The sequence below is a fragment of the Paraburkholderia sediminicola genome, from assembly GCF_046026855.1.
In the GTDB taxonomy this organism is placed as follows: domain Bacteria; phylum Pseudomonadota; class Gammaproteobacteria; order Burkholderiales; family Burkholderiaceae; genus Paraburkholderia; species Paraburkholderia sediminicola_A.
The window spans coordinates 34,389-53,931 of sequence record NZ_JAQQET010000003.1 but is presented as its reverse complement, the minus strand read 5'-3'; the positions used below and the strand labels follow the sequence as shown (position 1 = coordinate 53,931).

Below are 19,543 nucleotides of genomic sequence, written 5' to 3'. Positions count from 1 at the left end.
CGCTTGCGGCGCGTTCAGTCGATCTGTGCGACGACCGGTGCATGGTCAGACGGCTGCTCCAACTTGCGCGGCACTTTGTCCACATCGCAGGACGAGCACGCTTCAGCAAGCTCTTTCGACAGCAGAATATGGTCGATGCGCAGCCCCGCATTGCGGCGGAACGCCATCATCCGGTAGTCCCACCACGAGTAGATCTTCTCCGGTTGCTCAAACTTGCGAAACGCATCGACAAGACCGAGTTCAATCAGTCGCACGAATTCGGTACGCTCTTCGGGCGACACAAGATTCTGGCCTTCCCATGCTTTCGGATCGTGTACGTCGCGATCTTCCGGCGCGATGTTGTAGTCGCCGAGCAGCGCGAGTTTCGGATACAGCACCATTTCGCTCGCGATCCAGTCGTGCAGTGCGGCGAGCCAGCGCAGCTTGTAGGCGAATTTGTCGGTGCCCGGCGCCTGGCCGTTCGGGAAGTACGCGGAGATGATGCGCACGCCTTCGACGGTCGCGGCGATCACCCGTTGCTGCGGGTCTTCGAAGCCGGGGATATTGCGCACGATAGTGCTTTCGTCGACGTTCAGGCCTTCGCGCACCAGGATGCCGACGCCGTTATAGGTCTTCTGGCCCGCGAACCAGCTCCTGTAGCCTTTTTCTTCGAGTTCGGCGCGGGGGAACTTGTCGTCGGTCAGCTTCAGTTCCTGCAGGCACAGCACATCCGTATGGCTCGTTTCGAGCCAATCGATGACATGCTGCAAGCGAACTTTGAGGGAGTTAACGTTCCAGGTGGCGATTTTCATGAAGTTCTCACATTCTTGCTGAGCAAGGCTTGGTGGGGCGCTGACCCCGCGTCTTTGCTTTATCTACCCGTCTGGCGACCCAAAATCGGATTGTCAGGATCGGGTTAATTCCGATAGTCCCGCATCTTATCGCGCGAGACGGGCGACGGTGAAAATTGCCTCGGCGGCCGTGAAAAATAAAAGCCCGATCCCTTCATGCCGCAGCGTATAGTGGGATCACATTTACACGCATCAAGGATGCACCATGGCCCAACTTTATCCAGCCCTTTATAAGGACTTCGAAGTGCATCCGCTGGTGTTTTCGCGGGAGTTCGACAAGTTCGACGGTCACAAGCGTCATGCCGAAGGGTACGACGTTGCGGTACGCGTCTGCCGGCCGGGTGCGATCGGCGGCTCGAAGGCAAGCCGCGTATTTCGTCTCGTGCTGCCGGCCACGTTCTCCGATTTCGGCGTCGCGAAACGAAGCGCGAGCCAGTACGGCGCGGACATCATCGACGGCAAAGTAGAAGGCGCTACGGTCGAAGATCTTTGAGTTGCACGCTCACATGCTGCATGAGCGTGGACACGCGCGGCGCGCCTCGTTTGAAACTATTTCATCCGATTGTTTGACGTCTTGCTGACAGCCCGCTATAATCTTTTTCTCTGACGCGGGGTGGAGCAGTCTGGCAGCTCGTCGGGCTCATAACCCGAAGGTCGTAGGTTCAAATCCTACCCCCGCAACCAAGTATTGTTGAAAGCCCGCTAGCGCAAGCTACGCGGGCTTTTTAACTTTCCGCGTCTCCTCAAGCGCGCCTCATACATGCATGACGCGCTTGCATTCAGTCCGACTCGATCGCCCATTCCACTGCCGCTTGCGCATGCAATGCAGTCGTGTCGAACACGGGTAACGCCGAATCCTCCGGCTTGATCAGCAAGGTGATTTCCGTGCAGCCGAGAATCACTGCCTGCGCACCACGGGCAGCGAGCCCTTCGATCACACGTTGATACACCGCACGCGAGGCGTCATTCACTTTGCCGTGGCACAGCTCGTCGTAGATGATGCGGTGCACATCCGCGCGTTCGGCTTCGTCGGGAATCAGTGTCTCGAGGGCGTAGCGCTCGCGTAAGCGTCCCGTGTAGAACGTCTGCTCCATCGTATAGCGTGTACCCAGCAAGCCCACCCGTTCGATTCCCGCGGCGTGCAGCGCGTTGCCGGTCGGATCGGCGATGTGCAGGAAGGGCACGTCGATCGCCTGTTCAATCGATTCATAGACGCGGTGCATCGTGTTGGTCGCCAGTATCACCAGGTCGGCGCCGCCGCGTTCGAGTTGGCGTGCGGCATCGGCCAGCTGTTTGCCGAGCGCGGTCCAGTCGCCGGCGCGCTGGTTGGCCTCGATCGGCGCGAAGTCGACCGTCAGCATCAGGCTGCGCGCATTGTGATGGCCGCCCAGACGCGCCTTGGCGTGCCGGTTCAGGAGCTTGTAGTACTCCGTGGACGACTCCCAGCTCATCCCGCCGATCACGCCGATGGTTTTCATGGTCTTGCTCCGTTGGTGGATGAGGCAGGCACCCGTTGTGCGCCGAAGGAGGATGCCAACGTCAGTGCGGAACGCCCAGGCGTCGAACATGTGGAAGGTCGAGTATAGGCGCGCGCCGTTGCCCGCAGCCGGTACGGATTCCCCTCTGCCCACCGGTACGGCATCCTGTTAAAACGCGGCACGCACTTTCTGACGCCGATAGAATCATCATCATTCAAAGAGCGGTCAACAGGAGCGAACCATGGATCTGATCATCCGCCACGCGATGCTGCCGCCGAGCGCCGCGCCGCAGCAAAAGCAGCCGGTCGACATCGGCATCGAAGCGGGGCGCATCGTCGCCGTCGAACCGAATCTGGCCGCGAGCGCGCGCGAAGAAATCGACGCCGCCGGTTCGCTCGTCACGCCGCCATTCGTCGATCCGCATTTCCACATGGACGCGACGCTATCGTATGGTCTGCCGCGCGTGAACGCGTCGGGCACCTTGCTGGAAGGCATCGCGCTGTGGGGCGAACTGAAGCCGGACCTCACGCAGGAAGCCCTGGTCGAGCGTGCGTTGCATTACTGCGACTGGGCTGTCGCGCGCGGACTGCTGGCGATTCGCAGCCACGTGGATGTGTGCGATCCGCGCTTGCTCGCGGTCGAGGCGCTGGTCGAAGTGAAGCGCCGCGTCGCACCGTATCTCGACCTGCAACTGGTTGCGTTTCCGCAGGACGGCGTTTTGCGCAGCGCAGGCGCATTCGAGAATCTCAAGCGTGCGATTGCGATGGGCGTCGACGTGGTCGGCGGGATTCCGCATTTCGAGCGCACGATGGCCGATGGCGCGCTGTCCGTGCGCATGTTGTGCGAGTTCGCGGCGGAGCAGGGCTTGCGCGTCGATATGCATTGCGACGAATCGGACGATCCGATGTCGCGCCATATCGAAACGCTCGCTGCCGAAACGCACCGGCTGGGCTTGCATGGGCGCGTCACCGGTTCGCATCTCACCTCGATGCATTCGATGGACAACTACTACGTCAGCAAGCTCTTGCCGCTGATGCGCGAGTCGGGTGTCGCCGCGATCGCCAATCCGCTGATCAACATCACGCTGCAAGGCCGCAGCGACACGTATCCGAAACGGCGTGGCATGACGCGCGTGCCGGAGATGATGGCCGCGGGCATCAATGTCGCGTTCGGCCACGACTGTGTGATGGACCCGTGGTACAGCCTTGGCTCGGGCGACATGCTCGAAGTCGCGCACATGGGTTTGCATGTTGCGCAGATGACGGGCGTCGACGGTATGCATGCCTGTTTCGACGCGGTCACGGTGAACGCCGCGCGTATTCTCGGTCTGGAGGGCTATGGCATCGCGCCGGGAAGCGCCGCCAACCTCGTGCTGCTCGACGCGCGCGATCCGGTCGAGGCAATTCGCTTGCGCGCCGCACGGCTCGCGGTGGTCAGTCGCGGCAAGGTGGTGAGCCGCGCGCCTGCTGCGCGTGCGGCGTTGTCGCTGGAGGGGCGTCCTGCGCAGGTGGATTTCAAACTGCATCGCGGTTAGCCGGCGCGCGCAGCGTACTGACGCGTAAATGGAAAAAACCGGTGCTTGCTCACGCAAGTCACCGGTTTTTTATCGACGCTGGCGTGACCTGCAACGCCAACTGATGCTTCAACGCAAGATCAATGCGCGGCGGCAGGCGTCATGCCATTGTGGCGCAGCAGCGCATCGATATTCGGCTCGCGGCCGCGGAATGCCTTGAACGATTCCATCGCGGGACGGCTGCCGCCCACTTCCAGAATCTCCTTGCGATAACGCATGCCGGTCGCCTGATCGAGCACGCTGCCGCTCGCGGCTTGTGCAGCTTCTTCGAACGCGGCATACGCATCGGCGGACAGCACTTCAGCCCACTTGTAGCTGTAGTAACCTGCCGCATAACCGCCCGCGAAAATATGGCTGAACGTATTCGGCCAACGCGAGAACGAAGCTTGCGGAATCACATGGAAGCGCTCGTTGATCTCGCTCGCGAGTTCGGTCGCGTTCTTTGTGCCGGACGCATCGAAATCGGTGTGCAGTTGCATGTCGAACATCGAGAAGACGATCTGGCGCAACGTGCCGAGACCGCTCTGGAAATTCTTCGCGGCGAGCATCTTGTCGAACAGATCACGCGGCAATGGCCTGGCGGTGTCGACGTGCGAGGTCATGTCGCTCAACACGTCCCACTCCCAGCAGAAGTTCTCCATGAATTGCGACGGCAATTCAACCGCGTCCCACTCGACACCGTTGATGCCCGACACGCCCAGTTCGTCGACACGCGTCAGCATGTGATGCAGCCCGTGACCGAACTCGTGGAATAGCGTGATCACTTCATCATGCGTGAAGCAGGCGGGTTTGCCACCCACCGGCGCCGAGAAGTTGCAGGTCAGATACGCGACCGGCGTTTGCACACTGCCGTGCGTATGTTTGTGACGGCCGCGCGCATCGTCCATCCAGGCGCCGCCGCGTTTGCCTTCGCGTGCATACAGGTCGAGATAGAACTGGGCGACGAGGCCGCCGTCCTGATTCTCGACGCGGAAAAAGCGCACGTCCGGATGCCACACGGCCGCTTCATCGCGACGGATGCGCACGCCGAACAGCGTTTCGGTGACCTTGAAGAGCCCCTTGAACACGACGTCTTCCGGGAAGTACTGTTTGACTTCGTTCTCGGAGAACGAATAGCGGTTCTGGCGCAAACGTTCAGCGGCAAACGTCATGTCCCATGGCTGCAGGTCGGTCATGCCGAGTTCGTTCGCGGCAAATTCGCGCAGCTCCTTCCAGTCCTGTTCGGCGTGCGGACGCGCGCGCGTGGCGAGGTCTTCGAGGAAGCTCATCACTTGTGCCGGCGACTCGGCCATCTTCGGTGCGAGCGAGACTTCGGCGAAGTTGTTGTAGCCGAGCATGTGCGCTTCTTCCGCGCGCAGCTTCAACTGATCGGCGAGCACCTGAGTGTTGTCCCACTCGGGCTTGCCGCCGCCGTATTGCGGCCCGAGTTCGGAGGCGCGCGTTACATACGCGCGGTACATCGTTTCGCGCATCGCGCGATTTTCCGAGTACTGCATCACCGGGAAATACGAGGGAAAGTGCAGCGTGAACTTGTAGCCGGTCTTGCCTTCGCGTTCGGCCGCTTCCTTCGCGGCTTCGATCACGTCCTCAGGCAGGCCGGCCAGTTGTGCTTCATCGCCGGCCTCGACAACATACGCATACGCGTTCGTCGCATCGAGCACGTGATCCGAAAACGCTTTGGACAATCCCGCCTGGCGTTCCTGCAATTCGGCGAAATGGGGTTTCTGGTCTTCCGGCAATTCCGCGCCTGACAGTCGGAAATCGCGCAGCGCATTGCCGAGAATCTTCTTGCGCTCGCCGGTCAGCGACGAAAAATCGCTGCTGGCGTGAAGCGTCTTGTACTTCTCATAGAGCGCGAGATTCTGGCCGACGCTCGACCAGAATTCGGTGACGCGCGGTAGATTCTCGCCATACACGGCGCGCAGTTCCGGCGTATCCGCCACGGCGTTCAGATGGCCCACCACGCTCCAGGCGCGCGACAGCGGTTCGGTGGCGCGCTCGACCGGCTCGACCACGTCGGACCACGAAGCGGGCGTAATGGGTTGGGCGGCGCGCTTGGCGGCGGCGGCGGCATCGGCGAGCAGGACATCGAGGGCGGGGGTGACGTGTTCGGGGCGGATCTCGCCAAAGCGCGGCAGGTCGGAGAAATCGAGGAGCGGATTGTCTTGATTCGAGGGGGTAGTGGACATAAGGCTTCCTGTCTGACGCGGGTGAACGGGTAATCGGTGCATCGACGGGCGCGCGCGATGGCGCCCCGATAACACTCCATATGGACATTATTGGGGCAGGGCGCGCCGATTCCAATCCGTCGGCAGACAAATTATCAGATGTCGCGCGCCTGTGCGCGCAGAGCGCATGGCGTACGCGGTTCGGGCGGCGGGAATGCGCCACCATGCCGCGCCCGCCATGCCGCTGCGCTCTGTGCGAAAGCGAACGGTTCGAATTGTTGCCATGCCGCATTCTGACGTGTCGCTACCGGTCAGCGACGCTTTCTGTAAGAGGTATCGATGAACCCGCTTTCGCACGCTTTATCGCGCAAGGGCAACAATTTCGACCTCGTGCGGCTCTTGGCCGCCGTTGCCGTGGTGTATGGCCATTCGTATCTGCTGCAAGCACCCGACGGCGCGACGGATTGGGTCCAGAACGCGCTTGGCTTCGACGGTTTCGGCGCGCTTGGCGTCTACGCGTTTTTTTTGCTGAGCGGCATGCTGGTGACCGCCAGTTTCGACCGGCAACGTTCGGTGCCGCGTTTTGCCGCGTTGCGCATCGCGCGCCTGTGGCCGGCGGTGGCTGGGGGCTCGCTGGTGACCGTGTTCATCCTCGGGCCGCTGTTCACGACACTGCCGCTGCGCGACTATTTCGCCTCTGGCATGACGTGGGGCAACCTCGACAACTTCTCCACCATCGTACTGAAAATCGGCTGGGCGCTGCCTGGCGTATTCGAGCACAACCGCTTTCCGGTCGACGTCTGCGCGCCGCTGTGGACGCTGCCGCTCGAAGTGCGCTGCTATCTGATCGTGATGGTGACCGGCATGCTGGGGCTGTTGTCCAGCGCGCGCGGCATCGTGCTGGCGGTGGCGCTCGGATGCGCCGCGTTCGTTCTGCGCGTGCATCTGCCGCATCTGCAAATCGGGCTGCGCGACTTCAGCGAAACGCCTGGCGGCTATTCGTTCTGGCCGGAGCCGTTTTTCATGCTAGGGATGCTGCTGTACGGCTGGCGCGAACGGATCGACATCAACGGTCTGACGGCTCTCGCGCTGGCGATGGTGTTTCTGGTGTTCCGCGACACGGCCGGTGCTCAACCGCTGTTCTATCTGGCTTTTGCATACGGCGTGCTGTGGATGGGTTCAACGCCGCTTTTGCGGCGCTTCGTGCCGCGCCACGATTACTCGTATGGGATTTATCTGTACGGTTTCATGGTGCAGCAATGCGTCGCGAATATCGCGCCGCAGTTGAGCCATGTGACGGCGGTGCTGATCGCCGCGCCGTTCATCCTGCTATGCGCGGCGCTGTCGTGGCACTTCGTGGAGCGACCGGTGCTGAAATGGTGCCGCGGGCGCCTTGCGCGTCGACAGACGCCGCATGGCGCGGGCATCGCGGCAGGGGATCAGGCCGCACGTTGAGGGCGGGATTCGCCGTCAACGTGGAGCGACCGGAGTCGGCTCTTTACGCGAGCCGCCGTTGCGGATTTATGCCTGTGCCGCCGCTTCGCGCTCGGCTGCTTCGATCGTGTTGACGAGCAGCATCGTGATGGTCATGGGGCCGACGCCGCCCGGCACCGGCGTGATATAGCCCGCCACTTCCTTGACGCCCGCGAAATCGACATCGCCGCACAGTTTGCCGGCTTCGTCGCGATTCATGCCGACGTCGATCACGGCAGCGCCCGGCTTCACCATGTCCACCGTGAGAATGTTGCGCAGGCCGGTGGCGGCGACCACCACGTCGGCGTTACGCGTATGAGCGGCCAGATCGCGCGTCTTGCTATGGCAGATCGTGACGGTTGCGCCGGCTTCGAGCAGCAGCAGCGCCATCGGCTTGCCCACGATGTTCGAGCGGCCGATCACCACGGCATTCGCGCCTTGCAGCGGAATCTCGTAGGCCGCCAGCATCTTCATCACGCCGTATGGCGTGCACGGACGGAACAGCGGCCGGCCGGTCATCAGCGCACCGGCATTGGCAACGTGAAAGCCGTCGACGTCCTTTTCCGGCGCGATGGCCTCGATCACCTTGTGGCTGTCGATATGCGGCGGCAGCGGCAGTTGCACCAGAATGCCGTGGATGCGCGGATCGCGGTTCAGTTCGTCGATGCGAGCCAGCAGTTCGGCTTCCGGCAGATCGGCCGGATAGCGATCGAACGACGAACCGAGGCCGTTGTCATTGCACGCTTTGACCTTATTGCGCACATAGACTTCGCTGGCCGGATTGTCGCCGACCAGCACCACGGCGAGGCCCGGCTGATGTCCACGGGCGGTGAGGGCGGCGGCGCGCGTGGCGACGTCGGCGCGCAGGGTCTTGGAAAGGGCTAGGCCGTCGATCAGTTTGGCAGTCATGGTCGGTCGAGATGGGCAGTTTGGAAAGCGGAGCAGGGCGCAGGCGCGCATATATGGCATGTGCGGCACGTGCGATGGCGCTTTTCACCGAAAACGGGTCGGCACATGAAAAGCGCGCGGAGCGAATCAGGGATAAGCGGCGCTGCAAAGTCCGACATTATACCGGCCCGGCATGACGCACCACGTACGGATTCCAGGCGCGTGGGAGCGTTGCGGATTCGCGATGCCTTCGGGGGCGGATCCGCGCTCGCGGCGGCTGCCTGGTGTGGTCGGCAGGCGTGCGTGTCGCGCGGACGTCGCCATGAATACCGGTGTTGGACACCGGCACAGATCTAAAAACAGATCGGCCGCGGGCGGCTTGTGCGCCGCCGCGGCCGTCGAGCGACTCCCGCCGCTTTACTGTTGCACCGGCTGCCAGCTATCGTCCGGGTCGAACGACTTAATGGCCGCCGCGGCGCGCGCGCTCTGCGGCCCGAGGTTCTTCTGATAGACCTGACCATCCTGATTGACGATAAAGCTCATCACGCCGGTCTTGCCGTATTCGGCCGGCGAGGCGATCAGACCGAACCCTTTGGTCATCTCGCCGTTCTCCACGTAGTTCTGTGCGCCACCCTTTGCGTGCGAACCCTGCGCCGTCAGGATCCGGTAGTGATAGCCGTGGTAAGCCTCTTTCGGCAGCGTGCCGTTGGGCATGGTGGCGGCGAGCGGTCCGAGCGGGCTTTCCGTTTCGCCGGGCGCCGTTGTCCAATACAGCCCGTCATGCTGGCCCTGCGTACTGACGAAGCGCTGTGCGTAGTGCTGGGTCAGGTTGTGATAGTCGTTTTGCGCGTCGAGATAGGCGAGCGAGGTCAGGATCGCTGCGTGTTCGTTGCGGCCGATGCGACGTGTCAGCATCTCGTCCTGCGCGGCGGGTGGATCGAAGCGCCAGCCATGCGCGGCCTGCGCGAGCGGGATCGGCAAGGTCCAGCCACTGTCGCCGACCGCCAGATGCGCGGTTGCGCGGCCCTTGCTCTTCACAGGGTCTTCGACGATCTGATGTCCTTTCGACCATGCGCCGAGGAACTGGTAGATGTCGTCTTCGCCGATTCCTTCGGAAGGAATGAAGCGATGAAAATCGTTGCCGAGCACGTGCTTGAGCGCATTTTCGTCGTTGCGGGCCAACGCGTCGACGAACGCACTGGCGGCGTCGTCGGCACTCGGATAGACCGCCTGCGCGTGTGCGGCGGTCGTGCCGAGCAGCAGTACCGGCGCCACCAGCAGGGTACCCGTCGTGCCAAGGGCGAGGGCGAATGTCAGTGCGCGGACGCGTAAGGCGCCCCGTGGAAATAAGCGAATCATCAGAGACTCCTCTTGATCGTTCAACGGTTGCGGCCGAGGTGGCGCTCACCACCGCCGCCACCGCCCAGTCGGCCGCCACCACCGCCGCGCTGGATGCCGCCGCCGTTTGCACCGAGACCGCCGCCCGTGCGTTGCTGGCCGCCACCGTTGGCGCCGAAGCCACCGCTGCCGGAACGGTTCGCGGCTGCGTTGCGGCTCGCCTCGCCACGCTGCGTGTCCTGCCGCGCGCTGTTGCCGTCGCCGGCGCCGCGCAACGCGTTATCGCGATTGGCGTTCTGCGCGCGGTTTTGCAGATCGGTGTTCGCGGTGCCGCCCTGGTGAATCCCCTGCACGCGCTGGCTCGCGTTGCCACTCAGATTCTGGCCGGTACGATTCTGCAAGGTCTGCTGCGCCTGGGCGCGGGCGGCGTCGTCACGGCCGCGGTAGGCATCGCGTTGCGCACCGCCGAGGTTGTTGTTGACGTTGCGGTTGAGATTCGCATTGTTGACGTTGCGATTAACGTTGGTGTTGCGGTTCCAGTTCGTCGTGCTGCTGTTCACGTTGAGCCGGTTGTTCACATTGATGTTGTTGTACCGGTTCACGTTGATGTTGACGTCGTGCGTGTTCCAGTTGAAGCCGCCCCACAGCGAATTGGCAACGGCGACGCCGGCGCCGAACGCAAGGCCTGCAGCCAAACCGGACGCGATTGCATAACCGGGCGGCGGCGGGACATACACGGGCGGGTAGGCGGGATAGGGCCATGTGCCGTAGACGACAGTCGGGTTGTACGTCGGCACGTACACCACTTGCGGATTGGCCGGCACGATCTGAATCGTGCTTTGCTCGACCACGACTTTCTGTTGTGAGCTCGTCTTCAGATTGCCTGCCGCTTGCGCCTGTTTGCGCAAGCGCTGCACGGAGTCCATCACGTCGTTCGACTGACCGAGAAAGGCGGTGCCGAGTTGCGAGACCCAGTCGGGTTTCGACGCCATCGTCGCGAGGACCTGCGGGAAGGCAACCAGCGATTGCACGCTGGGATCCCACGGTTCGGATGCGACTGCCTTCACGGCGTCGTCGCCTTGCAGCTTCGAGTTCGCTTTCGACCATGCGGCTGCAGCCTGCACGTCTTGAGGGAAAGTGGCGGCCATCAGCACCTGCGCGAGCAGGGCATCGGGATAGAGCGCGATGGGTGCAGTCAGCGAATCGAGTTGCTGGGTCGACATCTTCGCGGCACTTTGCGCATAGACCGCGCCTGGCATGGTCAGACCGGCGAAGAGTGGCGCGCCCGCAAGTGCGGCGCAAACAAGCAACACACGCGAACGGTGTGTTCCGGATCGTTTCACGATGAAATCCTCCCGGTTGCGTTAGACGCGCGAAGTCAATGCGCAGCGCATGCTGCGTTGCTTCGGCGCAAAGGAATGGAGAAGGAAGCGAGTAAAGGCCGGCTCAGTTTTGCTTGAGCCGTTCGATAGAACAGATCCCTCAGCAATGCGGTTGAACCACGGTAACTGCTTTGCATCGCCTTGCGACGCACACACGACAACGGCAGCACACCTGTCATGCGTTTCATCGGGCATCAACGGTTCCTGTTGAGGAGTTCTGTGTAAATTAAGGGGCGCAGCGAAGCTTGTCAATCTTGCCGGAGGAAAGAAATTATTGCCGCGCGACGTAAGCGCATGCTGAGTAATGCGTAATGATTAACGGATGCGAACGTGGATGCGGATGCGGGCGTGTTGAGCCATGCCGCCCGTCGTTGTTGCGAAGCGGGGGAAAAGAGGAGAAGTAGATGAGGCAGGCCGGACTGTTCGACAGCCCGGCCGTTGACACCGCACACAGTCACGACCCCGGCCTGTGCCGCGGTCGCTATGTTTATCGGTTTATTGCGCCGGTTGCGGCTTGTTCGACAACGCGAGGCGCAGCAGATCGGCGACCGTGTTGACGTTGAGCTTTTCCATGATGTTCGCGCGGTGCGCTTCAACCGTCTTGATGCTGATGCCGAGGTCGTCGGCGATCTGCTTGTTCAGGCGGCCGGCAATAATGCGCTCAAGCACCTGATGCTCACGCGCGGTCAGCTTGCCCAGGCGCTCCGCAGCGGCGCGCTGTTGCTGCACGCTGGTGCTTTCGCTGCGCGCCTTGTCGAGCATGCGCTCGACAAGCTTGCGCAGTTCGGCTTCGTCGAATGGTTTTTCGATGAAGTCCATGGCGCCTTTTTTCATCGTCGACACGGCCATCGGCACATCGCCGTGACCCGTCACGAAGATGATCGGCAGCGAGGCGTTGTCGGCGATCAGGCGTTCCTGCAACTCGAGCCCGCTCATTCCGGACATCCGCACATCGAGAATCAGACAAGCAATCTGGCCCGGATGCGTATGCGGCTGCCATGCGTCGATGAACTGCTCGGCGCTGGAGAAGCATTGCACGCGGTAGCCGTTCGCCTCCAGCAGCCAGCGCAGCGAATCTCGTACGGCCTCATCGTCGTCGACGACAAAGACAGTTTCCTGTGTGGTGACTGGGCTGTTCATAGCTCTCCCGTAACGGTTTGTGGTGTCGGCGCCTCTGACCCGCCGTTGCTCGGGCCGTCGGGCTCTCCAATAGGCAGACTGCAATGGAACGTGGCGCCTGTGATGTGGCCGTCAGATTCGACGTTGTTGACCACCCACAGACGGCCGCGGTGCGATTCGATAATCGAACGGCAAATGTTCAGCCCCATGCCCATACCATCGGACTTGGTGCTGTAAAACGGTTCGAACAGCCGCTCGGCTGTCGCTTCGTCGACGCCCGGTCCCTGGTCGACAACACTGATGCAGACAAACCCGCCTTCCAGCCGGACGACCACGCGAATCACGGGGTCGACGGCATTCGGGCGCGCATCGTGCATCGCTTCGGCACCGTTCTTCAGCAGGTTCACCAGCACCTGCTCGATCAGCACCGGGTCGACATAGATCACCGGCAGGCGCGAGCGCAGATCGGTCACGATGCGAATCTTGCGCTTGCGCGCTTCGAGTTCGGCGAGACCCACGGCGTCGGCCACGATATCGGCCACGCGCGTGGCCTGGCGTTTCGGCTCGCTGCGTTTCACGAATTCGCGAATGCGCTTGATGATCATGCCGGCTCGTACCGCCTGTTGGGCGGTTTTCTCGAGCACGGGCAGAAGATTGTCAGGCGTCGTCCGACCGGATTTAACCAGTGCTACGGTTCCTGAGCAATAGTTATTGATCGCGGCGAGCGGCTGGTTCAGTTCGTGCGCGAGGGATGAGGCCATTTCGCCCATCGTCATCAGGCGGCTGGTGAACTGCAGTTTCTCGTCCTGTTGGCGCGAAAGTTCCTGAGCCTGCTTGCGGGTGGTGATGTCGGTCGCGATCTGCATCTGCGCGAGATGGCCGTCCACCCACTGAATGTACTGGCGGCGCACTTCGAACCATTTCTGGATGCTCTGGACGTAGATTTCCTGCGCATCGGCTGTGCTTTCGGTCAAGGCGGCGGCGGGCAGGCCCGCGTAGGTATCCACCATATCGATCGAATCGGACGACGCCTGTGCGCTATCGAACCCGCCGCCTGCCAATTCCAGATGACCGTCCGGGCGAATGCCGAAGAGGTGACGGTAGTAGCGGTTGGCGAACAGCAGTTCGGCTTCGTCGGCGGCCAGCACGGAGACAGCGGCGTCCAGACTTTCGAGCACAGTCGTGAAGCGCTCGTGTGCAGCGGCGAGTTCTTCGCGCGCGCGTTTCGGTTCGGTGATGTCGGTCATCGACGACATCCAGCCGGTCTGGCGCCCCGAGCTGTCGATCAGCGGCGACACATAGAGACGCGCGTGGAACAGCGAACCGTCCTTGCGGCGCACCCGCAATTCGAAGCCGGAAGAGGGCGCCTTGCCGCGCAGCGTCATATCGAGCTGGCGTTGCATCTCTGGGTAAGCGTCGCGTGGCCAGTAGGCGAACGGCGCGTTCTTGCCGACCAGATCGCTTTCGTCCCAGCCGGTCATGCGGCAAAACGCCGGATTGACGTGAGTGATGCGGCCGTGCATGTCAAGCACGCGCATGCCGATCAGCACCGAGTTTTCCATTGCGCGCCGGAAGAACGCTTCGGCGTAAAGCGCCTGTTGCGCTTCGAAGCGTTGCCGCGTGTGTTTCCACAAGCTCCACAGACTCCACAACACGAAGCACGACAGGCCGGCCACCAGCCAGACCAGTGTGTTGTTGGTGAAGTTGGTCATCTGCGGGAACGCGTAGACGCGTACCGAGACGCCCTGGCCTGGCGGGTCGAGCGGCAGATCGTAGAACATGTCGCGCGGCAGGCGCGGGCGGGTCGACGTGGTGGTCAACTCGCGATTGTTCACGTCGATGATCGAGATTTTGTATTTGGCCGACAATTCGGGCGGAATGTCGTGCTTCAGTATCCCTTCTACCGAGAACACGGCGGCAATCGTGCCGAGGAAGTCGCGGTCGCGATAGACCGGCGTTTGCAACGTAATGTAGCCGTTGCCGACGTCGTCGTAGATCAGTGGCGAGTACACCTGGCGGCGCGTATTGCGCGCCTCGTTGAACGCGGCTTTGACGGCATCGTCCATCTGGGCGTCGTTTGGCTTGGCAAGGCGCTGGCCGAACACGGGCAAGGCGGTATTGGGCCAGCGCGGCTGCTGCTGGCTCGTGTACCAGTTCATATAGAGGATCTCGGGATGCCCCTGCATGATGTCCGTGGTGGACACCTGGAATGAATGCGGATCGGCGTGGCCGGCGACGAGATCGCGGGCGAGGGCCTGAATCTGTTCCTGCGCGCCGGTCATGGACAGGCGGATCTGCTGCTGCGCCCACGCGACATTACGGTAGAGCGTGTCTTCCTGCTGCTGCTGTTCGCGCCGGTTCAGACTCCACAAAATCAGGCTCATGACGACCAGGAAAACCAGGATCGACAACAGCGGCGTAAGCAAATAGGAGTTCGACCACCACGGTCCGTGGTGCCAGCGGGAGGACGGCGTCGAATCCGCCGGCGAACCGGCGGTGCGCGCCGAGCGAGCGAAAAGCCGTTCGGTCAACATGCGTGGCATTGTAGCGCAGCGAGTCACTAGCAAATGGCGCAAAAAAGCACTGAAAGTGCCGTTAATCGGCGCAAACTAGCCGACGTATCCGTCGATCGACAGTCAAATCAGGTTGCGCCGCAGCAATTTTCCGCATTATGGGAATCAATCTCGTAATTCGAAAATTTTGTTGCGCGGACGTCGGGACCCCTTTTACAATCGGCCGAAGCTGCCGCGGCCGTGCTTCGTCCGCGTCGTCTGTTCAAAAGAGCGTTCCTCTATATCCAGGAGACGAGCATGTCCGCTGTACCCGACGAAGTCATGAAATATGTCGCCGCCGAGAAAGACGACGATCCCCAGGAAACCGGCGAATGGCTGGAAGCGCTGGATGGCGTGATTTCTGCTGTGGGCCCCGATCGCGCCCACTATCTGATCGAGAAACAGATCGAATTCGCCCGTGTACACGGCGAACATCTGCCGTTCTCCGCTAACACCCCGTACATCAACACGATTCCCGTGTCGCGTCAGGCGCCGATTCCCGGCGACCAGGATCTCGAACACCGCATCCGTTCGTACACGCGCTGGAACGCCATTGCCATGGTGCTGCGCGCGGGCAAGGACACGAACGTTGGCGGTCACATCGCTTCGTTCGCGTCGGCTGCCACGCTGTACGACGTCGGCTATAACCATTTCTGGCACGCACCGTCGGCTGAACATGGCGGCGATCTCGTGTTCGTGCAGGGCCATTCGTCGCCGGGTGTGTACTCGCGCGCGTTCCTGCTCGGCCGTCTGACCGAAAACCAGCTCGACAATTTCCGTCAGGAAGTGGGCGGCGAGGGCATCTCGTCGTATCCGCATCCGTGGCTGATGCCGGATTTCTGGCAATTCCCGACCGTCTCGATGGGCCTCGGCCCGATCATGGCGATCTATCAGGCGCGCTTCATGAAGTACATGCAGGCGCGCGGCATCGCGAAGACGACCGGTCGCAAGGTCTGGGCCTTCCTCGGCGACGGCGAAACCGATGAACCGGAATCGCTCGGCGCGATTGGCATGGCCGGCCGCGAACGCCTCGACAACCTGGTGTTCGTGATTAACTGCAACCTGCAGCGTCTCGACGGCCCGGTACGCGGCAACGGCAAGATCATCCAGGAACTCGAAAGCGAATTCCGCGGCGCCGGCTGGAACGTCATCAAGGTTATCTGGGGCAGCCGCTGGGATGCGCTGTTCCAACGCGACAAATCGGGCGCGCTGATGCGCCGGATGATGGAAGTCGTCGACGGCGAATACCAGACGTACAAGTCGGAGTCGGGCGCGTTTGTTCGCGAACACTTCTTCAACACGCCGGAACTGAAGGCGCTGGTCGCCGAATGGTCCGACGAGGACATCTGGAATCTGAACCGCGGCGGTCACGATCCGCACAAGATCTACGCAGCATTCCAGGAAGCGTCGAATTCGCAAGGCCAGCCCACCGTCATTCTCGCGAAGACGATCAAGGGCTACGGCATGGGCGAAGCCGGCCAGGCGATGAACATCACCCACCAGCAGAAGAAACTGCACGTGGATCAGCTGAAGAAATTCCGCGACCAGTTCCGTCTGCCGATCTCCGACGAAGACCTCGTCAACGTGCCGTATCTCAAGTTCGAAGAAGGTTCGAAAGAACTCGAGTACATGCGCGCTCGCCGTCAGGACCTCGGCGGCTATCTGCCGGCGCGCCGTCAGAAGGCCGAGCCGCTGCCGGTCCCGGAACTTTCGGCATTCGAGCCGCTATTGAAGGGTACGGGCGAAGGCCGCGAGATCTCCACGACGATGGCGTTCGTGCGGATCCTGAACATCCTGCTGAAGGACAAGGCGCTCGGCAAACGCATCGTGCCGATCGTGCCGGACGAATCGCGTACCTTCGGTATGGAAGGCCTGTTCCGCCAGATCGGTATCTGGAATCAGGAAGGCCAGAAGTATGTGCCGGAAGATTCCGACCAGCTGATGTTCTACCGCGAATCGGAAACCGGCCAGATCCTGCAGGAAGGGATTAACGAAGCCGGTGGTATGTGTGACTGGATCGCAGCCGCGACGTCGTACTCGACGCACGGCGAGATCATGATCCCGTTCTACATCTTCTACTCGATGTTTGGCTTCCAGCGTATCGGCGACCTGGCATGGGCTGCGGGCGACATGCGTTCGCGCGGCTTCCTGCTGGGCGGCACGGCTGGCCGCACGACGCTGAACGGCGAAGGTCTGCAACACGAAGACGGCCATTCGCTGCTGTGGGCGGCATCGGTGCCGAACTGCATCAGCTATGACCCGACCTTCGGTTACGAACTTGCCGTCATCATGCAAGACGGTCTGCGCCGCATGGTGGCCGACCAGGAAGACGTGTACTACTACGTCACGGTGATGAACGAGAACTACGAGCACCCGGCAATTCCGCAGGGCGAGTCCGTAGCGGCCGACATCATCAAGGGTATGTACTCGTTCAGGAAGGCCGATGCTGATAAGAAGGCGCCGCGCGTTCAGCTGATGGGTGCCGGCACGATCTTCAACGAAGTGATCGCCGCTGCCGACCTGCTGAAGAACGACTGGGGCGTCGCTGCCGACCTGTGGAGCGTACCGAGCTTCACCGAACTGGCTCGCGAAGGTCACGAAGTTCAGCGCTGGAACCTGCTGCACCCGAGCGATGAGAAGAAGGTCTCGCACGTCGAGAAGCTGCTGAAGGATGCACAAGGTCCGGTCATCGCATCCACCGACTACGTGCGCGCGCTGACCGAACAGATCCGCGCGTTCGTGCCGCAGAAGTTCGTCGTGCTGGGTACGGATGGCTACGGCCGTTCGGACACACGTGAAAAGCTGCGTCACTTCTTTGAAGTCGACCGCTACTGGGTCACGGTTGCCGCGTTGAATGCACTGGCAGATGAAGGCACGATCGAACGCAAGGTCGTCGCCGAGGCGCTCAAGAAGTACAACCTTGATCCCGCCAAACCCAACCCGATGACCGTCTAAGGCATCATTCCCCGTGTGCCACGGCGTGCGCGCCTGTCCCTGACGACCAGGGGCGGGTGGCGTGCGCGGCCCAGGAGACACTAACAATGAGTCAAGCGATCGAAGTCAAGGTGCCGGACATCGGCGATTACAAGGACATTCCTGTGATCGAGGTGCTGGTGAAGGCGGGTGATACCGTCGAGAAAGAGCAATCGCTCGTTACGCTGGAATCCGACAAGGCGACCATGGACGTGCCGAGCTCGGCCGCCGGTGTCGTCAAGGAAGTGAAGGTCAAGGTTGGCGACAACGTGTCGGAAGGCTCGCTGATCGTCGTGCTGGAAGGCGAGGGTGCGGCTGCTGCCGCGCCGGCGCCCGCTGCGGCACCTGCACCTGCGCCCGCGGCGTCACCTGCTGCTGCTCCGGCAGCGTCGCCTGCCGCCGCTGGCGGCGGTGGTCTGCAAGAAGTCAAAGTGCCGGATATCGGCGACTACAAAGACATTCCCGTGATCGAAGTCTCGGTGAAGGTCGGTGATCGCGTCGAGAAAGAGCAGTCGCTGGTGACGCTCGAATCCGATAAGGCGACCATGGACGTGCCGAGCTCGGCCGCCGGCGTCGTCAAGGAAGTGAAGGTCAAGGTCGGCGATAACGTGTCGGAAGGCTCGGTCATCGTCGTGCTGGAAGCGGATGGTGCTGCTGCGCCGGCTGCGGCTCCCGCACCCGCGCCTAAGCAGGGCGCGGTCGAGAAGCCCTCGGACGCGCCGGCTGCTCCGTCGCCCGCTCCGGCTTCGCCGTCTGCGCTTGCACAAGCGCCGCTGATTCAGGCTGGCGAGGGCGGCGCTCGCCGTGCGAGCCACGCTTCGCCGTCCGTGCGCAAGTTCTCGCGCGAACTCGGTGTCGACGTGACGCAGGTGCAGGGCACGGGTCCGAAGGGTCGTATTACGCAAGCGGACGTGACCGGCTTCATCAAGGGTGTGATGACGGGGCAGCGTGCTGCACCGGCAGGTGCTGCTGCGCCGGCCGCTGGCGGTGGTGGCGAGCTGAACCTGCTGCCGTGGCCTAAGGTGGACTTCACGAAGTTCGGTCCGGTCGATCCGAAGCCGCTGTCGCGCATCAAGAAGATCTCGGGCGCGAATCTGCATCGCAACTGGGTCATGATTCCGCACGTCACGAACAACGACGAAGCGGACATCACCGATCTCGAAGCGCTGCGCGTGCAGTTGAACAAGGAAAACGAAAAGGCCGGCGTGAAGATCACGATGCTGGCGTTCGTGATCAAGGCGGTGGTTTCCGCGTTGAAGCAATTCCCGACGTTCAACGCCAGCCTCGACGGCGACAACCTGGTGTTCAAGCAGTACTTCCATATCGGGTTCGCTGCCGATACGCCGAATGGTCTGGTCGTTCCGGTGATTCGCGATGCGGACAAGAAGGGTTTGATCGACATCGCCAAGGAAATGACCGAGCTGTCGAAGGCTGCGCGCGACGGCAAGCTGAAGCCGGATCAGATGCAGGGTGGTTGCTTCTCGATTTCATCCCTGGGTGGCATTGGCGGGACTAACTTCACGCCGATTATCAATGCGCCGGAAGTTGCCATTCTTGGGTTGTCGCGTGGCGCGATGAAGCCGGTTTGGGATGGCAAGCAGTTTGTGCCGCGTCTGATTCTGCCGCTGTCGTTGTCGTATGACCATCGGGTGATTGATGGTGCTGCGGCGGCGCGGTTCAATGCGTATCTGGGTGCGATTCTTGCCGATTTTCGGCGTGTGATTCTTTGATCTGCTGATGATTGCCGGCGGCGCGGATTGTTTGTTGTT

At 61.9% G+C, this 19,543-nt stretch carries 13 protein-coding genes and 1 tRNA gene; 6 read left to right on the top strand and 8 right to left on the bottom strand.

Annotation, left to right across the window (positions count from 1 at the left end):
* Positions 1 to 14 precede the first annotated feature (14 nt).
* Positions 15 to 791, bottom strand: coding sequence for an exodeoxyribonuclease III (xth, locus tag PQR40_RS04225; RefSeq protein WP_408227319.1), 777 nt, complete (start codon positions 789 to 791; stop codon positions 15 to 17).
* Between the two features lie 244 nt (positions 792 to 1,035).
* On the opposite strand from xth, the gene PQR40_RS04220 reads away from it, so the two are divergent.
* Both PQR40_RS04220 and PQR40_RS04215 read left to right on the top strand, forming a co-directional pair.
* Positions 1,036 to 1,323 carry a hypothetical protein gene (locus PQR40_RS04220; RefSeq protein ID WP_325046479.1) on the top strand — a complete coding sequence of 96 codons (288 nt, stop codon included), beginning with the start codon at positions 1,036 to 1,038 and terminating at the stop codon, positions 1,321 to 1,323.
* Positions 1,324 to 1,437: 114 nt separating this feature from the next.
* Positions 1,438 to 1,514, top strand: a tRNA-Met gene (locus PQR40_RS04215).
* A gap of 95 nt (positions 1,515 to 1,609) precedes the next feature.
* On the opposite strand, the gene PQR40_RS04210 is transcribed toward PQR40_RS04215, so the two are convergent.
* A complete protein-coding gene (locus PQR40_RS04210; protein ID WP_408227316.1) occupies positions 1,610 to 2,308 on the bottom strand; it encodes an aspartate/glutamate racemase family protein in 699 nt (232 codons plus the stop codon).
* A gap of 241 nt (positions 2,309 to 2,549) precedes the next feature.
* Here PQR40_RS04210 and PQR40_RS04205 point away from each other — a divergent pair, with 241 nt between their 5' ends.
* On the top strand, positions 2,550 to 3,842 hold the full coding sequence (locus PQR40_RS04205) for an amidohydrolase family protein (protein ID WP_408227313.1): 1,293 nt from the start codon (positions 2,550 to 2,552) through the stop codon (positions 3,840 to 3,842).
* A 119-nt stretch (positions 3,843 to 3,961) separates the two neighbouring features.
* Here the strand turns inward: PQR40_RS04205 and PQR40_RS04200 are convergent, their stop codons facing one another.
* Positions 3,962 to 6,070 carry a M3 family metallopeptidase gene (locus PQR40_RS04200; protein ID WP_408508483.1) on the bottom strand — a complete coding sequence of 703 codons (2,109 nt, stop codon included), beginning with the start codon at positions 6,068 to 6,070 and terminating at the stop codon, positions 3,962 to 3,964.
* A 318-nt stretch (positions 6,071 to 6,388) separates the two neighbouring features.
* Here PQR40_RS04200 and PQR40_RS04195 point away from each other — a divergent pair, with 318 nt between their 5' ends.
* Complete coding sequence (locus PQR40_RS04195; protein WP_408508482.1) at positions 6,389 to 7,504, top strand: acyltransferase family protein; 1,116 nt, start codon at positions 6,389 to 6,391, stop codon at positions 7,502 to 7,504.
* 66 nt (positions 7,505 to 7,570) lie between these two features.
* Here the strand turns inward: PQR40_RS04195 and folD are convergent, their stop codons facing one another.
* From folD to fixL, 5 genes are all read right to left on the bottom strand, one after another.
* Positions 7,571 to 8,431 (bottom strand): bifunctional methylenetetrahydrofolate dehydrogenase/methenyltetrahydrofolate cyclohydrolase FolD, encoded by an 861-nt coding sequence (gene folD / locus PQR40_RS04190; protein WP_408508481.1) that lies wholly within the window; start codon positions 8,429 to 8,431, stop codon positions 7,571 to 7,573.
* A gap of 396 nt (positions 8,432 to 8,827) precedes the next feature.
* On the bottom strand, positions 8,828 to 9,769 hold the full coding sequence (locus PQR40_RS04185; protein WP_408508480.1) for a DUF2950 domain-containing protein: 942 nt from the start codon (positions 9,767 to 9,769) through the stop codon (positions 8,828 to 8,830).
* Positions 9,770 to 9,789: 20 nt separating this feature from the next.
* Positions 9,790 to 11,091: a DUF3300 domain-containing protein gene (locus tag PQR40_RS04180; RefSeq protein WP_408508479.1), complete on the bottom strand. Its 1,302-nt coding sequence runs from the start codon at positions 11,089 to 11,091 to the stop codon at positions 9,790 to 9,792.
* Positions 11,092 to 11,625: 534 nt separating this feature from the next.
* On the bottom strand, positions 11,626 to 12,270 hold the full coding sequence (gene fixJ, locus PQR40_RS04175; RefSeq protein WP_011488992.1) for an oxygen response regulator transcription factor FixJ: 645 nt from the start codon (positions 12,268 to 12,270) through the stop codon (positions 11,626 to 11,628).
* Positions 12,267 to 14,783 (bottom strand): oxygen sensor histidine kinase FixL, encoded by a 2,517-nt coding sequence (gene fixL / locus PQR40_RS04170; protein WP_408210335.1) that lies wholly within the window; start codon positions 14,781 to 14,783, stop codon positions 12,267 to 12,269. Before fixL ends, fixJ begins: the two co-directional genes overlap by 4 nt.
* Positions 14,784 to 15,059: 276 nt before the next feature.
* Here fixL and aceE point away from each other — a divergent pair, with 276 nt between their 5' ends.
* Positions 15,060 to 17,756 (top strand): pyruvate dehydrogenase (acetyl-transferring), homodimeric type, encoded by a 2,697-nt coding sequence (gene aceE / locus PQR40_RS04165; RefSeq protein ID WP_408227294.1) that lies wholly within the window; start codon positions 15,060 to 15,062, stop codon positions 17,754 to 17,756.
* Positions 17,757 to 17,842: 86 nt separating this feature from the next.
* The gene (gene aceF / locus PQR40_RS04160) at positions 17,843 to 19,504 is read left to right on the top strand and encodes a dihydrolipoyllysine-residue acetyltransferase (protein WP_408227291.1); all 1,662 of its coding nucleotides are present in this window, start codon (positions 17,843 to 17,845) and stop codon (positions 19,502 to 19,504) included.
* Positions 19,505 to 19,543 lie beyond the last annotated feature (39 nt).